Raw genomic sequence first — 15,619 nt, forward strand, 5'->3', positions numbered from 1 at the left:
ATGAAGAACTTTCGTCTAGTCGACCACTTGAAATTTATTATTCCTTCTTTAATCGGTATTTTCTTATTCATGGTACCTGTATATGACAGTAAGGAAGGCGTGGTAACGATACCAATCGCTATTCTGGCTGGCTGGGTTGAGACAGCCCTGGCAGACCAGTTGTCCTTCATTATGATGGCAATCATCACCATCACAGCTGTCGCCACGATCATTGTAAAGATTGCAGGTCCAGGAATTTTAGACCGATACCCATTTTTTCAGGGGCTTTTCAACGTTCCGCCTGTATGGGTAGCCGCACGGATTCTGGGTAGTATTTTCGCTATTATGGTATATTATCAAATCGGTCCGGAAGCAATCATTGCCGATGTAACCGGGGGACTGCTGCTGGACAGCCTGTTACATGTCCTGTTTGCCGTGTTTTTATTTGCGGGGCTGTTCCTTCCGTTACTACTTAACTACGGGCTTTTGGAATTATTCGGCGTCCTTTTAACAAAAATTATGCGCCCTTTGTTCACCCTCCCTGGCCGATCATCAATCGATACCATCGCTTCCTGGCTAGGAGACGGTACTATCGGGGTACTTTTGACGAGTAAACAGTATGAAGATGGCTATTACTCCAAACGAGAAGCAGCCGTCATCGGTACTACTTTCTCTGTAGTTTCCATCACATTCAGTCTTGTCGTTATTAGTGAAGTCGGCCTTAAGCATATGTTTGTTCCTTTCTATTTGACTGTTGTTGCTGCAGGTTTTATTGCCGCATTGATTATGCCGCGAATTCCTCCTTTATCCAGAAAGCCAAGTACCTACGTCACGGAAGAAGCGGAAGATATTGAAGAAGTTATACCAAGTGAGCATAATGCCTTCAGCTATGGTTATCAGGAGGCTGTCAAACAAGGTAAAAGCCAGACGAGCGTAAAGAAGTTCTTCAAAGAAGGCGGACAGAACATACTGGATATGTGGATGGGTGTAGCACCGATCGTTATGGCTCTCGGGACGATCGCCCTTATTATCGCCGAATTCACCCCGTTCTTTACATGGCTGGGATATCCGTTCATTCCATTGCTCGAATTGATGCAGGTGCCATATGCACAGGCAGCATCAGAGACGATACTTGTCGGGTTTGCGGATATGTTCCTTCCAGCGATTATTGGGGCATCCATCGAGAGTGAGATGACCCGTTTCATCATTGCAGCATTATCCGTTACTCAGCTGATTTATATGTCTGAGGTCGGGGGGCTGTTGCTCGGATCCAAAATTCCAGTCGACTTAAAAGATTTGTTTATCATCTTCTTAGAACGTACGCTGATCACATTGCCGATCATCGTATTGATTGCCCATATGATATTTTAAATAAACAACACCCCGCGAGAACCAGAATTTGGTTCTCGTGGGGTGTTTTTCGTTATTTTTTCATAGCATCTGCAAACGCTCGCCCTGCATCAAGGCTTGATTGTGGATTCTGTCCCGTAATGAAATTACCATCTACTTCAATATGATGTTCATAATTATCTGCTGCTACGAATTCAGCACCTTCTTCGCGCAGTCTGCTTTCTAATAGAAAGGGCATTAATGAGTCGAGTTCTGTGTCTTTTTCTTCTGCATCGGTGAAGCCTGTAATCTTTCTCCCTTTTACAATTGGATCTCCATTTTTATCTTTGACGCCCACAAATCCTGCGGGCCCATGGCAGACAGCACCGACCAATTTTCCCTTATCTACGAAATGCTTCAGAACGGTCTGCATCGTTTCATTTTCCGGGAAGTCAAACATGGTCCCGTGGCCACCCGGTAGGAAAACGCCGTCGAATTCTTCCGGGTTTATATCCTCTAATTTCACTGTACTATCAAGCGGATCCATGACTCCGTCCCATTCTTTCGGCAGCTCATTCGAAAAACTATTCGGATCAATGTGTACTTTTCCACCCTTTGGGCTTGCAGTTGTCACTTCAAACCCTTCCTGGGTGAATTCCATATACGGCTCAACGAACTCTGAGAGCCATAGTCCAGTTTCATGGTCATTATCAATCCTGCTCGTATTTGTTACAATCATCAAAACTTTTTTTGCCATTGCGAAGCCATTCCTCCTTTAAAAATAAAGGTATTCCTCCTTACTATTTCACATTTCCAAAGATTTCAAACAAGAATGTTTGGCAAAACAAAAGCGGATGCGCCTTGACCACCCCTGAGCAGCTTAAGACCTCGAGGGGCTAGGCGCTGGAGCTGGAGGAAAACAAAAGCAAAGGAATAGCCACAACCGTCCATATTTATAATTTCATAACAATAAAACCCGCCTGCTCATTACAAGCAGACGGGTTGATGGTTTGCAATCAGTTAGTCCTGAGACTAAAAACTTTTTTCAAGCGAGGCATTTTCCCTTCAATCAATGGCTCTGCCAAGGTAAGGACTGTTTTACTGGAGAGAAGATAAACGATTCCAGATGAAACCACTGCAAGCCCCAGAACATCAAGCAATCCTTCCACATGGAACAAATCCGCCCGACGGAAGAACTGGATGAAGAACCCATGGAGCAAGTAGACATATAATGTCCGCTGCCCGAGACTTGTCATCCTTGTATGGGTGTTCGGAATCCAAGCGAGGACGCTGACTGTCATCAAGGCGGCAATCCCATATACACCTAAGCGAATTAATCCACCTTCTACAGGCATAGCCATTACCTCGTAGGATTTAGAACCTAGCAGCCAATCAGAACTCATTTCAGGCAGAAGGAAAAGCGAACCTGCAACTGCTATGAGTACAACCAGGGAACCAGCTTTCACAGCTGTTGTACGCCATTTGGCGACTTGTTCCTTCGTCAGCCAATAACCTGCAAGGAAGAATGGGAAAAACACAAACGTTCTAGATAGGCTGAACGTATGTCCTATACTATCGAAGTATCCCACTCCTATACCAAGCGCGATAGAAATCGTCATTCCGAGCATTGGTGGAATTTTGGCAAACAACTGGAGCATGACATGCCAGCAAAACATGCTGAACAGGAACCATAGCGACCAGTGAGGATAAACCGGACTTGTCATCCAGCCCTCTTTCCCGATGAAGAAATAATAGATAGTATAGATGAACTGGAATAACAAATATGGAAAAATCAATTTTTTTGCCAGCTTAGCGATGTATCCCTTATCTCCGGATCCTTTCGCAAAGAACCCCGCTAACAAGATAAAGGCTGGCATATGGAAGGTATAAACCCACATATATAGACTGTACATCGGCTTCGAACCATCCGTAAACGGCTGGATGATATGCCCAAAGACGACGAGGAATATCAAAAATACTTTTGCATTATCAAAATATGCTTCCCGCTTCATCCGTCTCATTCCTTTTATAGAAAATTTTTTTCTGCCCTTCCACATTTTCACGTTTTAGACAGAAGTGAAACGAGTCTCCTGTACTATTTTTATACATTTTAAGACGGATGCAAACCTATTTGGGTCAGATGTCAAAAAGGTTTAAGGAGTCTGTCAAATTTGTCATCAAACTGAAAAAATACTGGGAAAGACCACCATGAAGCTCATACTGCTATTATTCTCACATACTGCTGCAGGCGAATGCTCGTTCGTTGTCAGAATACGCTCGCCCAGCGGGTAAATATGCTTTTCCGATGCCAGAATACGCTCGCCCAGCAGAAAAATATGCTCGTAAGAACGCTTGCCTGTTCATTAAACGCAAAAACGGTCTGCATGGACATAAAACTCCATACAGACCGTTTTTCCAAAATCATACCTCTTCTGAACCACGTTATTAGTAGCCTCAAAAGCTCCACTGTGTTATCTCAGATAAAGCATTCTTCTGGCAAAAAACCTATTAAAAATTAGAGCGGAAACGCTGAAGGAATGTCTTCAATCGCTCGCTATTCGGGTTTTCCAGAATATCAAGGGGTTTCCCTTCTTCGGCGATTTTACCGCTTTCCAGGAAGACGATCCGGTCGGCAATATCACGGGCAAATTCCATTTCGTGTGTCACAAGGATCATCGCCATTTCGCCTTCTTTAGCAATGTCACGAATGACTTCAAGTACTTCGCCGACGGTTTCCGGGTCAAGCGCTGAGGTCACTTCATCAAACAGCATGACCTTCGGACGCATAACAACGGAACGTGCAATAGCTACACGCTGCTGCTGTCCGCCTGATAATTGAGCAGGATAGGCATCAAGTTTGTTGCCAAGCCCTACCTTCTCCAGCATCTCAACGGCACGCTCTTCAGCAACTTTCTTATCAACCCCCTGCACATTGATCGGCGCAGACGTACAGTTTTTCAATATGGTCATATGGGGAAACAAGTTAAAATGCTGGAAAACCATACCAATATCCCCACGGACCTTCCGCAAATGTTTTTCATCCGCTTCTACAAGTTTACCGTTAACTTCCTTATGCCATAAAGGTGTTCCATCGACCTTGATAAGTCCGGAAGTTGGCTTTTCCAGGGTCATCAACATTCTGATAATAGTTGTTTTTCCGGAACCACTAGGACCGATCAGGGATATTTTTTCGCCTGGATCAACTTCCAGATTGATTCCCTTCAATACCTCGACATCGTCGAATGATTTATGCACATCTTCGTATTGGATAAGAGGCTGGGTCATGTTGCGGTCACTCCTTTACCTTTTTTGTCGGGTTTATTTACAAACCGGCGATTCATTTTCTTCTCAAGCCACTGAATTAACAAGGAAGATGGGTAACTCATCGCAAGGAAGAAAAACGCCACAATTGTATATGGCTCCAAATATTCGAAATTGTTAACCCCATAAACTTCCGCTACGGTCAACATTCCAGCGACACCAACGACGATTGTCAACGGAATCTCCTTGAACATGATGATCAAGTAGTTTCCGAGCATCGGTATAATCGGCGGAATGGCTTGAGGCAAAATGATTTTCGTCCATTTTTGTCTGGTAGAAAAATTTAACGCAGTGGCCGCTTCTAACTGCCCTTTCGGAACCCCTTCTATACCAGAACGGTAGATTTCAGATATATAGGTACTAAAATGGACACCAAGTCCCATAACAGCTACCGTGAAAGGATCCAACGTAACTCCGATGTAAGGAATCATCGGCCAGGCAAAGAAAAGAAAATACAACTGGACCAATGGTGGTGTCGAACGGATAAATTCCAGCACAAAGCTGATAAACCAGTTGAAAGGTTTGAATTTAATACGCTTTAACGCTGTCCATATCGCACCGACGATCATCGCTGTGGAAAAACAGGCAATCGTCAGACCCAGGGTTGTCCACATCGCATCAAAAATGAGAGGAAACACCTCAATTACCGTACTCCAATCCCATCTCATTCTGTAGCAACCCCTTTCGAAGCCCAGCGTTCTAATCTACGGGTGATGTAAATAAGCGGCAAGGCAATGATGAAGTAAATAACTAGCAGCATCGTGAATACAGCTACACCTTCTGACGTGTTAGCATCTCGATACAAAAGCCCGACATAGGTGATATCTGCCATGGATATAATCGATACTAGCGATGTCGCTTTCAACATTTGTATTAAGTAGTTTCCAAACTCGGGCAGCATCATCCGAATCGCCTGTGGCAATATTACGAAACGCATCCGCTGGAAGCGCGACATGTTCAAAGCTGTGGCTGCTTCATACTGCCCTTTTGGTACAGCAAGAATGGAACCACGGACGACCTCAGACATATAAGCTCCGTAGTTCATACCTATAGTGATGACACCAATCATATAGGATGATAATTCAATCCCCAATAACCCAGGGAGAACATAGAAGAACCAGAACAATTGAACGACTAATGAAGTTCCTCGGAAAATTTCTATATATACGGTGGTGAATTTACGAATAAAGACATTTTTAGCTAATCTCCCAAATCCGGCTATGAATGCAATAGAATAACCAAATATGGCCGAACCGATCAGAACGGTGAGTGTAATGTCTAATCCTTCCATTAGTACGGGAATGACATCAATGTATGCGTTAATGAGAGCTCACATCCTTTCTGCTTTTCACAGAAAAGGTACCCTGAACGGGTACCTTCCCTAGTTATTCCGTTTTGTTATTATTTACCGCAAAGCTCTTCTACTGTGATATCTTCTTTTATAATGTTTCCTTCACCAAAGAACTCAGTAGACTTGATGATTTCTGCTAGTTCTCCACTTTCTTTCATTTCTTTTAACGCTTCGTTATAGGCATCAAGCAGTTCCTCTTCCCCTTGGGCAAATGCTGCTGCCCCGTAGCTTGGAACGCCTTCTACATCAGGTTGTTCAAAATCTTCGACAAATTCAAGATCTCCTCCACCTGATGATTTCATCGCTTTTTTAACCGTCATTTCCGTAGCAGTCGTAGCCTGTGCGCGTCCAGTTTTAACAGCGTCTAGAGTCGCTGCGATATCAGGATACGTTTTGATTTGGTCTTCTGACACTCCGGCTTGCTTCAAAAAGTCTACTTCCGTTGCACCAGACATAACTGCTACCGTGACATCCGGGTTGTCAGCGATATCTTTATAGCTATGCAAGTCCATTGGATTCCCTTTTTTAACGACCATACCTTCCCCATACTTAATTGTTGGCATTGCAAAGTTCACTTGTTCACAACGATTAGGTTTGATTGCCATCCCTGCTGTAATTGCGTCAAATTTATCTGTCTTTACTCCCGGAATTAATTGCTTCCATTCCGCAATTTCCCCTTTTACTTCCTTTACACCCATTTTCTTAAAAGCAGCTTTGGCAACTTCAACAGCAACCCCTTTAAGTTCACCGTTTTCCTGGTATGCATAAGGTGCTTCGTTGGCAAAACCTACTGTTACGAAACCATCCTCTTTAATTTTCGCCAGCGCAGAATCTCCACCGTCTCCTGATCCTCCGCCTCCACAGGCTGCTAACAGGACCAATGTAAGACATGCTAGCATTGATACTAATTTTTTCTTCATAATCGACCTCCTTGGATTTATGATCCGACGAATCTATATGTGTTAGGTAATGATACTTATGTGCTAGATCGAGGGATGCAGGGAATTAGGGAATTATATCTAATTTTAGCAAATTAGTAATTAAGCCTTCAATCTCCAAATATTCGCAAATATCTGACTAAACTTACTCTATATACGGATAAGTGATTATATCGTCTAATTACTTGGAATATATGGCCGAGCCAGTCTGCGAGAGACTTAGCGGTAACTTTGAGCCATCTTTAAAATTCTAATGCCCAGGAACCATCGATGAATACCGGCTCTGTTGTTCCATCATCTTTCTCTCCCTGGATATCAAGATCTTCTGAACCCATCATGAAATCGACGTGGATCAGGCTGTCATTGGCTCCACGCTCTTTCCTCACGTCTTCACTCATTCCTATTCCATCTTTTAATGTGGATGGGTAGGCTTTACCAATTGCAAGGTGGCAGGATGCATTTTCGTCATAAAGCGTATTGAAAAATATATGGCCAGACTGGGAAATCGGTGACTCATGAGGAACTAGTGCTACTTCCCCCAGCCTTTTTGCACCATCATCGGTCTCTAATAGATGTTTCAGAGTGTCTTCTCCAGTTTCAGCAGTAAAGTGGACAATTTGGCCGTTTTCGAACGTCAACTGAAAGTTTTCAATCAGGCTGCCGCCGTAATTAAGCGGTTTGGTACTGGTAACTGTGCCATTCACCCCGTTTTTATGCGGCAGGGTGAATACCTCTTCCGTAGGAATATTCGGGTTGAACTCCACTCCTGCTTCTGATTTCTTGGAACCTCCTTGCCACACATGCCCTTCAGGTAAGTCAATGGTCAAATCTGTCCCTGGCGCTTTATAATGAAGCTTACGATAATTTTTTTCATTCAGATATTCACGGGCCTGACGCAAACGTTCATTATGTACATTCCACGCTTCGATTGGATCCTCCTGATCGACTCTCGTTATCATAAATATTTGATCCCAGAGCTTTTCCTTCGCTTTTTCTTCTGAAAGTCCAGGATATATTTTTTTCGCCCACGATGCTTGTGGATAGGCGATAATGTTCCAAGTGACTTTGTAGTTCATCACATAATCGCGGTACGTCTTCAATGCCTCAGCACTTGCCTTATTTTTAGCTGCCATACGTGACCCATCTACATCCTTCATTAAGTCAGGATCAGGACCATAAATACTCAGAAAAGAATACCCATCCTTTACCATTTCCTCCATGCCGTCCGCTTTCCATTTCGGAAAATTTTCTATAACATCCATTGGGGCATGTTTCAATTTCATATAGGATAGCAGGTCATCTGCCCACTCAACATGAACATCTTTTGCTCCTCTTCCATAGGCTTTTGCCGTTATAATGTGAACCAAATGCTGGGCTTCTATCGGTGCGCTAATAATTAAGCCCTGCCCTTTTTGCAGATTCACTCCTTTTTTTAGTGCAAGATCTGCATATTTTTCTAGTTTTTGCTGAAAATTTGCCATACTTTTACCTCCATATAAGACAGCGGAAACTCTCCCACCGGCATTTTGACTATTTAGATTATTTCATATATTACATTATTTTCTCAATTATTTCATATTGTTCAAACGTTTGAATTAGAAAAACTTGGCTTGTCGCCAACTCCTTATGACGAAAGCCTTCGTTTTACTGCAAAAAAATAGACACCCCGGGACATCCATATTATGGATGTCCCGGGGTGTCATACTTTATTCAGCGAGATCTTTCTCTATGGCGGTTTTATCATTGAAGGTCGATTGGTTCAGGGTGCCGAGAATCTTGGATGTCAATGTCCCTGACGTCATGGCTCCATTAACATTTAAAGCAGTCCGGCCCATATCAATAAGCGGTTCCACTGAAATCAGCAGCCCTGCGAGATAAACTGGCAGGTTCATCGATGAAAGCACTATCAAGGCTGCAAAGGTAGCTCCGCCGCCTACACCGGCAACGCCGAATGAGCTGATACCCACTAACAATATAAGCGGAATCAAAAACCCTGGGGTCAGCGGGTCGATACCGACTGTCGGAGCAATCATGACAGCAAGCATAGCGGGATAGATACCAGCACATCCATTCTGACCGATAGTCGCTCCAAATGAGGCTGACATATTCGCTGTACCCTCATCGACTCCCAGACTATTTTTCTGTGCCGATATGTTTAATGGGATGGTCCCTGCACTTGATCGGGAAGTAAATGCAAACCCAAGAACCGGAAGAACTTTTTTCAGATACGTAAATGGATTTAACCCCCATAGTGAAATCAAAGCTAAATGAATAAGGAACATAACAAGCAAGGCAACATATGACGCAAGCACGAATTTACCCATCTCCAGTATACCTGCAACGTCTGTTCTTGCTACAGTTGCTGCCATTAAAGCCATAATTCCATATGGTGTTAAACGCAGTACCAATGTGACGATTCGCATGACAACAGCATAAACGGCATTGAGACCTTTCGTGAACACAGCTGCCTGCTCCGGACTTCTCCGTCTTACACCAAGGACAGCAATCCCGATTAAGGCAGAGAATATTACAACCGCAATGGTAGATGTTGCACGATCACCTGTCATATCTAAAAACGGATTAGCCGGGATGAACTGCAGGATTTTCTGCGGCGTGGTCATATCTTTCACTTCACCGAGTCGTTCTTCGAGATAAGCTCCCCTGTCTTCTTCAGCCTGGCCGGCTTCTATTTCCTCTGCATTTAGATCAAATAACAGGGAACTTCCTATTCCTACAACCCCGGCCACCATAGCAGTAGCAATTAAAATACCGATGATCCATCCAGACATTTTTCCGAGCTGCGACGTCTTCTCCAAATTGATGATCGATTGGATGATGGAAACCATAATGAGTGGAATGACAATCATCATTAACAATCGTACATAGCCGCTTCCTACAATACTGTACCAATCTGTCGTCTGACTGACTACCTCCGCTTCAGCCCCAAATACTAGTTGAAGATACGCCCCCAGCAATATACCCAGTCCAAGCCCCGCAAACACCCGTTTACTGAATGACAGACTGCTTTGCCGCATTTTGAAAAGAATACCGATAAAAACAAGTAAGATTGCAATGTTGACGACAACTAATAAAGTATCCATTGTGTCCCTCCTCAAGATGAATAGTGTCATCTGTCTATCCTATGTCCAATAGGAGCGGATTTTGACCGACTTGAAAAAATTTTTCTTGAGGAAGGAATTTATGAAGCAGTAAAGGGACAGGCTTTTCACGTCTGCAGCATAGAAGAACAGTCGTCACTTATCCTTCCGTGAAGGAAAACCATGTGAAAAAGATTTCCCATTCATGAACACTACAATAGGCGGCCACCTGTTAAAATAAAAAAATTAGGCCGTCGAGATTTCCCCGACAGCCTAAATCAACGCAAGTCAACTTTGCCCTAGTCTTTTATTATTCGAACATTTTATTGAGATTTGCCATCTCAATGGCTGCGCTTGCCGCTTCCCATCCTTTGTTGCCAGCTTTTGTGCCAGCACGTTCTATTGCCTGCTCGATCGTATCGGTTGTAATAACTCCGAACATAACCGGGATACCGCTCTTCGTAGCCGCTTGCGCCACACCTTTTGCAGCCTCCCCACAAACATAATCAAAATGCGGGGTAGAGCCTCGAATGACAGCACCAAGTGTAATGACAGCATCGTACTTTCCGGATTGGGCCATACGGTTTGCTATCATCGGGATTTCGAAAGCCCCAGGCACCCATGCTGCTTCAACGTTGTCCATGTCCACACCATGTCGCTTCAGTCCATCCAAGGCACCCTCGTATAGTTTACTAGTAATAAAATCATTGAATCGTCCAACAACGATACCGATTTTCAGATCCGTACCGATTAAATTTCCCTCATATTGCTTGACCATTTAGTAAGTCCCCCTTGACTATTAAAAGTGAAATAGATGACCGAGTTTAGATTTTTTCGTCTGAAGATACCTTTCGTTTTCTTCTCTGCTGGGCATTTGAATTGGAACACGTTCTACTACTTCAAGTCCATGTCCCCCGAGCCCGGATATTTTCTTTGGATTATTTGTTAGAAGACGCATTTTGGAAATACCAAGGTCTTTCAATATTTGAGCACCGATGCCGTAATCACGTAAATCCGGAGCAAAACCAAGCTTTTGATTTGCCTCTACTGTATCCAGGCCTTGTTCCTGCAGTTTATAAGCATGCATCTTATTCAACAACCCGATCCCCCGGCCTTCCTGCCGCATATACAGTAGTACACCACTGCCATTTTCCTGAATCTGACGAAGAGCTGCGTCGAGCTGCGGACCACAGTCACAGCGGTAGGAACCGAATACATCACCGGTCAGGCACTCGGAATGGACGCGGACCAGTGTCGGCTCACCCTCCTTGATTTCCCCTTTCACCAGGGCAACATGTTCACGAAAATCGATATCGTTGGTATAACCAAAAGCTTTGAAATCACCGTATTCTGTAGGAAGGTTGATTTCGACTTCGCGGTTAATATGATTTTCATGGCGATTGCGATATTTGATTAAATCAGCAATGGTAATCATCGTCAGGCCGAATTTATCTGCCATTACCCTTAAATCAGGTACTCGTGCCATTGTTCCGTCTTCCTTGATGATTTCACATATTACTCCCGCAGGTGCTGAACCTGAAAGTCTGGCAAGGTCGACTGCCGCTTCCGTATGCCCGGCCCTTCGCATTACTCCGCCTTCCTTGGCTAACAGTGGAAAAATATGACCCGGTTTATTGAAATCTTCCGGTTTAGAATCGGGGTTCAATAATTCTTTGACCGTGTCCGCACGTTCTGCTGCGGAAATCCCAGTGGTAGTGCTTTTGTGGTCGATACTTACTGTAAATGCTGTTGCCAAGGTGTCCGTGTTTCTTTCTACCATTGGAAACAACTCAAGCTTCTCAGCGATCGTCTCACTGACTGGAGCACATACAAGTCCTTTACCATAAGTGATCATAAAATTTATCATTTCAGGAGATGCGAATTCAGCCAGCCCGATCAGATCTCCCTCATTTTCCCGGTCTTCATCATCACAGACTATAACTACTTTCCCTTGCTTCAAGTCTTCTAACGCTTGTTCGATAGCATCAAACATACGGGTTCACCCTTTCATTTTCCTCCAAAACCGTGTTCATCTAAAAAAGCTTTTGTCAAACTGGATGATTTCTTCTGTGTTGTCTGACCGGATAAAAAATGAGCCACATATTTACTGATCATGTCACATTCAATATTAACGCTGTCACCGGCATCCTTTTCACCAAGTACCGTTTGCTCCATCGTGTGAGGAATCAGAGAAATTGTTATGGTATTTTCATCTACACCAAACACTGTCAAGCTGGTGCCGTCAACACCGACAGAACCTTTATATACGAAATAGCCAATCAAGTCATCTGAGAGTTCTATTTCATAATAGACGGCATTCGAGCGTCTATTTTTACTGACAATCCTCCCCATGCCATCAATGTGGCCAGACACAAGGTGACCGCCGAACCTTCCATCTGCTGCCATAGCACGTTCAAGGTTTACTTTGCTGCCCTTGGTCAATTCATTAAGGTTGGTGGCATGATAGGTTTCAGGCATGACATCAAAAGAAAGAATATTTCCTGCAATCTTCGTGATTGTCAGGCACACCCCGTTGATCGAAATACTGTCGCCAAGGTGAGCATCCTCGATGATAGTTTCTGCCTTGATGGCAAGCTCCATTGCTTCGCTTTTTGATTTTATTGCTTCAATTTCGCCAATTTCTTCTACAATTCCGGTAAACATTTGTCATGACCTCCCCTTGGGAACAGCTGTTACTTTAATATCTTCTCCCACCATTTCTGTGGCTAACACTTCCAGTTCCAGTGAATCCTTTAATTGTTGAAAGCCTGTGCCTTCTACAGGAGTAAGGGCATCCTTGCCACCAAGGAGCTTAGGCGCAATATAAGTGATGAGTTCATCAACCTTACCTGCCCGTACAAATGCATCCGCAATCGTACCTCCTCCTTCCACAAGCAAGGAGGTGATTTCCTGTTCACCCAGATACCGCAGCACTTCCGGTATATCTACAGCTGGACTGGATAAGGAAATGATCTCCACATGTTCTTTAGCACGGAATGCCTGAATTTGGGCAGGAGATATCCTGCTGCCGGTTATGACCCAGGTCGGTGCCTCGTCATTTTGGATAAGTTCAGAATTAATCGGTGTCCTAAGCTGTGTATCGAGGACAATACGTATTGGATTCTCCCCATCGCCTTCTAATCGGGTCGTCAGTTTCGGGTTATCCTTGATCACCGTCTGGACTCCCACCAGTATGGCATCACTACGATGTCGGTATTTATGGCCGTCTTTTCTGGCAGCCTCTCCGGTAATCCACTGGCTCTCTCCGGTTGATGTCGCAATTTTACCATCAAGGCTCATCGCAGTCTTCAGAAAAACATAGGGAGTTTTTGTCTTCATATAGTGAAAAAAGATCGTGTTCAATTGATCAGCTTCCGCTTTTAATACATTAGTTTCAACCTCGATGCCGGCGTTTTCAAGCATTTTAATTCCTCTGCCTGAAACTTTCGGATTAGGGTCGTCTGAACCGATTACGACGCGCTTCAGCTTGGCATCAATAATGGCTTGTGCACAGGGCGGGGTCTTGCCATAATGGCTGCACGGTTCTAAGGTGACGTAAATCGTCCCACCTGTTGCTTTATCTCCAGCCATTTGCAAAGCATTTATTTCGGCATGGGGATCTCCTGCTTTCACATGGACACCAAGGCCGACTACTTCATTATTCTTAACGATAACTGATCCTACTGCAGGGTTAGGAGAGGTCTGGCCTACCGTAGTCTTTGCCATTTCAATCGCCAATTTCATATATTGTTGATCGCTGTTCATTTCCGTCACCTCCAATGTCACTAATGAACGAAAAAAGACCCTGAAGAAGGCATACTTCTCCAGGGTCTTTGTAAACGTCTTATTTTAAGCATGCTCAAAAAGGCATACTCGCAGAATTTTAATGAACATTTACTTTTTTACCTTCTCCCATCCAGACTTTCACTGTCGGCTTTGGCATTTCACCAAATCAGGGGGAAAACCAGATACGCGATGCATCTCTTTTCAATACGATTATTGAGGTATTCCCCGTCGCGGGCTGAGAGCTTTACACTCATCACCGCCGGCTGGGATTTTCACCCGACCCCGAAGGTTATAGTATTCTGTTGTATTACTATAAATATAAAGGAAATGCGATAAAGTCGCAATTCTTTCGGCTTGATTTGGACAAATATCGAATGAGTCCCGATTAATATTATGATTTTGGCGGATAACTTTATCAACTTGTTAATAAAACATGTATATGTAATTCTGCAAGATCATTTGATAAATGAAGTAGCAAAGAAGCAGAGAGTCACTTGACTGGCAACTCCAAGGCAACATCATAAACAACTTCTTTCTCTGAACTATGATACCTTCCAACTCTTCGTTCTTCATCTAAATCAGCAACAAATGGATCTTGGTAATAATTCAATTTGAATTGTACTTTCTCCTTGTTTTTAAAATGTAATATGTATTCTGGAGAATTTATATCGGCAGTTTCAGTGGAAATGGTTTCAGCAGTGTTTAATTCTGTAAGGAGTTTTCGTATATATCTCTTGTCTGTTATACTCGAAACTTTTTCGTTGGATTTATAGTGGTACACCTCTATTTCAGTAATACCTTTTATTTCATATCCATTATTACAACCTACAAGCGCTATCACCAATAAAATAAAAGAAAGCATTGAAAGAAATTCCTTCAAAACATCTACCTCCTTTGCTTTTCTTTGTATACCCACCATCAGGATACCTTTCTTTAGGGGAGTTTACTTTTCCGGATTGTGTAATGGAGAGTATAAAAAGAAAAAATTGGTACTTTGTTACAAACAGACACCCTTATTATGATTAAAGCCCCGGCGTTTGCCAAGGCTTTTTTATAAATGCAATTTTTTTATTGATTGTTTCTTTCCTCAGATGGTTCTTCTCTAAGGTCCGGTTCTTGTTCATCTCTATCTAAAGGTTGATCTAATTCTAAATCATTCCCATTACCATTACCATTCATATTTTGATTATTATTATCCTGGTTGTATTGAGTTGGCTGGAAATTAGTATCTTGTGGCTGCTGTTCTTGATTTTGATCGTTAGTCCCGCATGCCGCCAAAACACCAGTGAAGATAACCATTGATAAACCTAAGCTAAGGCTCTTTTTCATGACTACACCTCCTCTAAAAATTATGAACTCACCGATTATAATTTGCATTTTGGTGTGGATTTACACATAATCAACCGCAATTAAAATTTTCCAAAAAACAGGTCGTTTAATACAGAGATATAAAGCTAAAAATAAAGGTTGGTTCTTTTGAGAGCTAAATTTTTGGTGAAGGGTTGGATACTATGAATGGTAAACAAAATCGAGGAAATTCTTGGGTAGCACTTGGTACAGCCGGGGCGATTGGAGCTGCAGCTATGTACGGAATTTCAAGAATGAATCGTAATGGCGGTTTGCAGCAGATGGCTCATAATGCGCAAAACAGCCCGGCGATGAAAAACCTTCAGCAAGCTGTCCCTGGAATGGAAGATAATCAGGAATCTCGATAGAAATGTTTTATATAACCCTTCTGCAGAGGGGCTATTCTACAAAAAAGAGTCTGAGTTTTGAACTCGACTCTTTTTGCTTATTATTTATCCTTTTGAATTTAA

16 protein-coding genes and 1 riboswitch are annotated in these 15,619 nt (G+C 43.1%); of the genes, 2 read left to right on the forward strand and 14 right to left on the reverse strand.

What is annotated here, in order from left to right:
* Positions 1-1,350 carry a YjiH family protein gene (locus JOC33_RS03605; RefSeq protein WP_205090985.1) on the forward strand — a complete coding sequence of 450 codons (1,350 nt, stop codon included), beginning with the start codon at positions 1-3 and terminating at the stop codon, positions 1,348-1,350.
* A 52-nt stretch (positions 1,351-1,402) separates the two neighbouring features.
* On the opposite strand, the gene JOC33_RS03610 is transcribed toward JOC33_RS03605, so the two are convergent.
* The 14 genes from JOC33_RS03610 to JOC33_RS03675 form a co-directional block, all read right to left on the reverse strand.
* Entirely contained in the window at positions 1,403-2,065 is a 663-nt protein-coding gene (locus tag JOC33_RS03610) for a type 1 glutamine amidotransferase domain-containing protein (RefSeq protein WP_205090986.1), read from the reverse strand.
* Between the two features lie 259 nt (positions 2,066-2,324).
* On the reverse strand, positions 2,325-3,320 hold the full coding sequence (locus tag JOC33_RS03615) for an acyltransferase family protein (RefSeq protein WP_205090987.1): 996 nt from the start codon (positions 3,318-3,320) through the stop codon (positions 2,325-2,327).
* 496 nt (positions 3,321-3,816) lie between these two features.
* Positions 3,817-4,593, reverse strand: a complete 777-nt coding sequence (ehuA, locus tag JOC33_RS03620; protein ID WP_205090989.1) for an ectoine/hydroxyectoine ABC transporter ATP-binding protein EhuA — start codon at positions 4,591-4,593, stop codon at positions 3,817-3,819.
* Entirely contained in the window at positions 4,590-5,297 is a 708-nt protein-coding gene (ehuD, locus tag JOC33_RS03625; RefSeq protein ID WP_205090991.1) for an ectoine/hydroxyectoine ABC transporter permease subunit EhuD, read from the reverse strand. Before ehuD ends, ehuA begins: the two co-directional genes overlap by 4 nt.
* Positions 5,294-5,953: an ectoine/hydroxyectoine ABC transporter permease subunit EhuC gene (gene ehuC / locus JOC33_RS03630; protein ID WP_205091535.1), complete on the reverse strand. Its 660-nt coding sequence runs from the start codon at positions 5,951-5,953 to the stop codon at positions 5,294-5,296. Before ehuC ends, ehuD begins: the two co-directional genes overlap by 4 nt.
* Before the next feature lie 77 nt (positions 5,954-6,030).
* On the reverse strand, positions 6,031-6,900 hold the full coding sequence (gene ehuB, locus JOC33_RS03635) for an ectoine/hydroxyectoine ABC transporter substrate-binding protein EhuB (RefSeq protein ID WP_205090993.1): 870 nt from the start codon (positions 6,898-6,900) through the stop codon (positions 6,031-6,033).
* A 260-nt stretch (positions 6,901-7,160) separates the two neighbouring features.
* Entirely contained in the window at positions 7,161-8,399 is a 1,239-nt protein-coding gene (locus JOC33_RS03640) for an aminopeptidase (RefSeq protein ID WP_205090995.1), read from the reverse strand.
* 225 nt (positions 8,400-8,624) lie between these two features.
* On the reverse strand, positions 8,625-10,019 hold the full coding sequence (locus JOC33_RS03645) for an L-cystine transporter (protein ID WP_205090997.1): 1,395 nt from the start codon (positions 10,017-10,019) through the stop codon (positions 8,625-8,627).
* A gap of 307 nt (positions 10,020-10,326) precedes the next feature.
* Entirely contained in the window at positions 10,327-10,794 is a 468-nt protein-coding gene (gene ribH / locus JOC33_RS03650; protein ID WP_205090999.1) for a 6,7-dimethyl-8-ribityllumazine synthase, read from the reverse strand.
* A 21-nt stretch (positions 10,795-10,815) separates the two neighbouring features.
* Positions 10,816-12,009, reverse strand: a complete 1,194-nt coding sequence (locus tag JOC33_RS03655; RefSeq protein ID WP_205091001.1) for a bifunctional 3,4-dihydroxy-2-butanone-4-phosphate synthase/GTP cyclohydrolase II — start codon at positions 12,007-12,009, stop codon at positions 10,816-10,818.
* Between the two features lie 14 nt (positions 12,010-12,023).
* Positions 12,024-12,680, reverse strand: a complete 657-nt coding sequence (ribE, locus tag JOC33_RS03660) for a riboflavin synthase (RefSeq protein WP_205091003.1) — start codon at positions 12,678-12,680, stop codon at positions 12,024-12,026.
* A 3-nt stretch (positions 12,681-12,683) separates the two neighbouring features.
* Positions 12,684-13,781, reverse strand: a complete 1,098-nt coding sequence (ribD, locus tag JOC33_RS03665; protein WP_205091004.1) for a bifunctional diaminohydroxyphosphoribosylaminopyrimidine deaminase/5-amino-6-(5-phosphoribosylamino)uracil reductase RibD — start codon at positions 13,779-13,781, stop codon at positions 12,684-12,686.
* Positions 13,782-13,916: 135 nt separating this feature from the next.
* A riboswitch (FMN riboswitch) is annotated at positions 13,917-14,096 on the reverse strand.
* A 196-nt stretch (positions 14,097-14,292) separates the two neighbouring features.
* Entirely contained in the window at positions 14,293-14,682 is a 390-nt protein-coding gene (locus JOC33_RS03670) for a hypothetical protein (protein ID WP_205091005.1), read from the reverse strand.
* Between the two features lie 188 nt (positions 14,683-14,870).
* Positions 14,871-15,131 carry a hypothetical protein gene (locus JOC33_RS03675; RefSeq protein WP_205091006.1) on the reverse strand — a complete coding sequence of 87 codons (261 nt, stop codon included), beginning with the start codon at positions 15,129-15,131 and terminating at the stop codon, positions 14,871-14,873.
* Between the two features lie 182 nt (positions 15,132-15,313).
* Between JOC33_RS03675 and JOC33_RS03680 the strand changes: the two genes are divergently transcribed.
* Positions 15,314-15,517 carry a hypothetical protein gene (locus tag JOC33_RS03680; protein ID WP_205091007.1) on the forward strand — a complete coding sequence of 68 codons (204 nt, stop codon included), beginning with the start codon at positions 15,314-15,316 and terminating at the stop codon, positions 15,515-15,517.
* Positions 15,518-15,619 lie beyond the last annotated feature (102 nt).

It is taken from the genome of Thalassobacillus pellis, from assembly GCF_016908295.1.
In the GTDB taxonomy this organism is placed as follows: Bacteria; Bacillota; Bacilli; order Bacillales; family Halobacillaceae; genus Thalassobacillus; species Thalassobacillus pellis.

What these genes read in the sequence shown, in the direction of transcription:
- JOC33_RS03605 (WP_205090985.1), top strand. Translation starts at nt 1, where the DNA reads ATGAAGAACTTTCGTCTAGTCGACCACTTGAAATTTATTATTCCTTCT.
- JOC33_RS03610 (WP_205090986.1), bottom strand. Translation starts at nt 2,065, where the DNA reads ATGGCAAAAAAAGTTTTGATGATTGTAACAAATACGAGCAGGATTGAT.
- JOC33_RS03615 (WP_205090987.1), bottom strand. Translation starts at nt 3,320, where the DNA reads ATGAAGCGGGAAGCATATTTTGATAATGCAAAAGTATTTTTGATATTC.
- ehuA (WP_205090989.1), bottom strand. Translation starts at nt 4,593, where the DNA reads ATGACCCAGCCTCTTATCCAATACGAAGATGTGCATAAATCATTCGAC.
- ehuD (WP_205090991.1), bottom strand. Translation starts at nt 5,297, where the DNA reads ATGAGATGGGATTGGAGTACGGTAATTGAGGTGTTTCCTCTCATTTTT.
- ehuB (WP_205090993.1), bottom strand. Translation starts at nt 6,900, where the DNA reads ATGAAGAAAAAATTAGTATCAATGCTAGCATGTCTTACATTGGTCCTG.
- JOC33_RS03640 (WP_205090995.1), bottom strand. Translation starts at nt 8,399, where the DNA reads ATGGCAAATTTTCAGCAAAAACTAGAAAAATATGCAGATCTTGCACTA.
- JOC33_RS03645 (WP_205090997.1), bottom strand. Translation starts at nt 10,019, where the DNA reads ATGGATACTTTATTAGTTGTCGTCAACATTGCAATCTTACTTGTTTTT.
- ribH (WP_205090999.1), bottom strand. Translation starts at nt 10,794, where the DNA reads ATGGTCAAGCAATATGAGGGAAATTTAATCGGTACGGATCTGAAAATC.
- JOC33_RS03655 (WP_205091001.1), bottom strand. Translation starts at nt 12,009, where the DNA reads ATGTTTGATGCTATCGAACAAGCGTTAGAAGACTTGAAGCAAGGGAAA.
- ribE (WP_205091003.1), bottom strand. Translation starts at nt 12,680, where the DNA reads ATGTTTACCGGAATTGTAGAAGAAATTGGCGAAATTGAAGCAATAAAA.
- ribD (WP_205091004.1), bottom strand. Translation starts at nt 13,781, where the DNA reads ATGAACAGCGATCAACAATATATGAAATTGGCGATTGAAATGGCAAAG.
- JOC33_RS03675 (WP_205091006.1), bottom strand. Translation starts at nt 15,131, where the DNA reads ATGAAAAAGAGCCTTAGCTTAGGTTTATCAATGGTTATCTTCACTGGT.
- JOC33_RS03680 (WP_205091007.1), top strand. Translation starts at nt 15,314, where the DNA reads ATGAATGGTAAACAAAATCGAGGAAATTCTTGGGTAGCACTTGGTACA.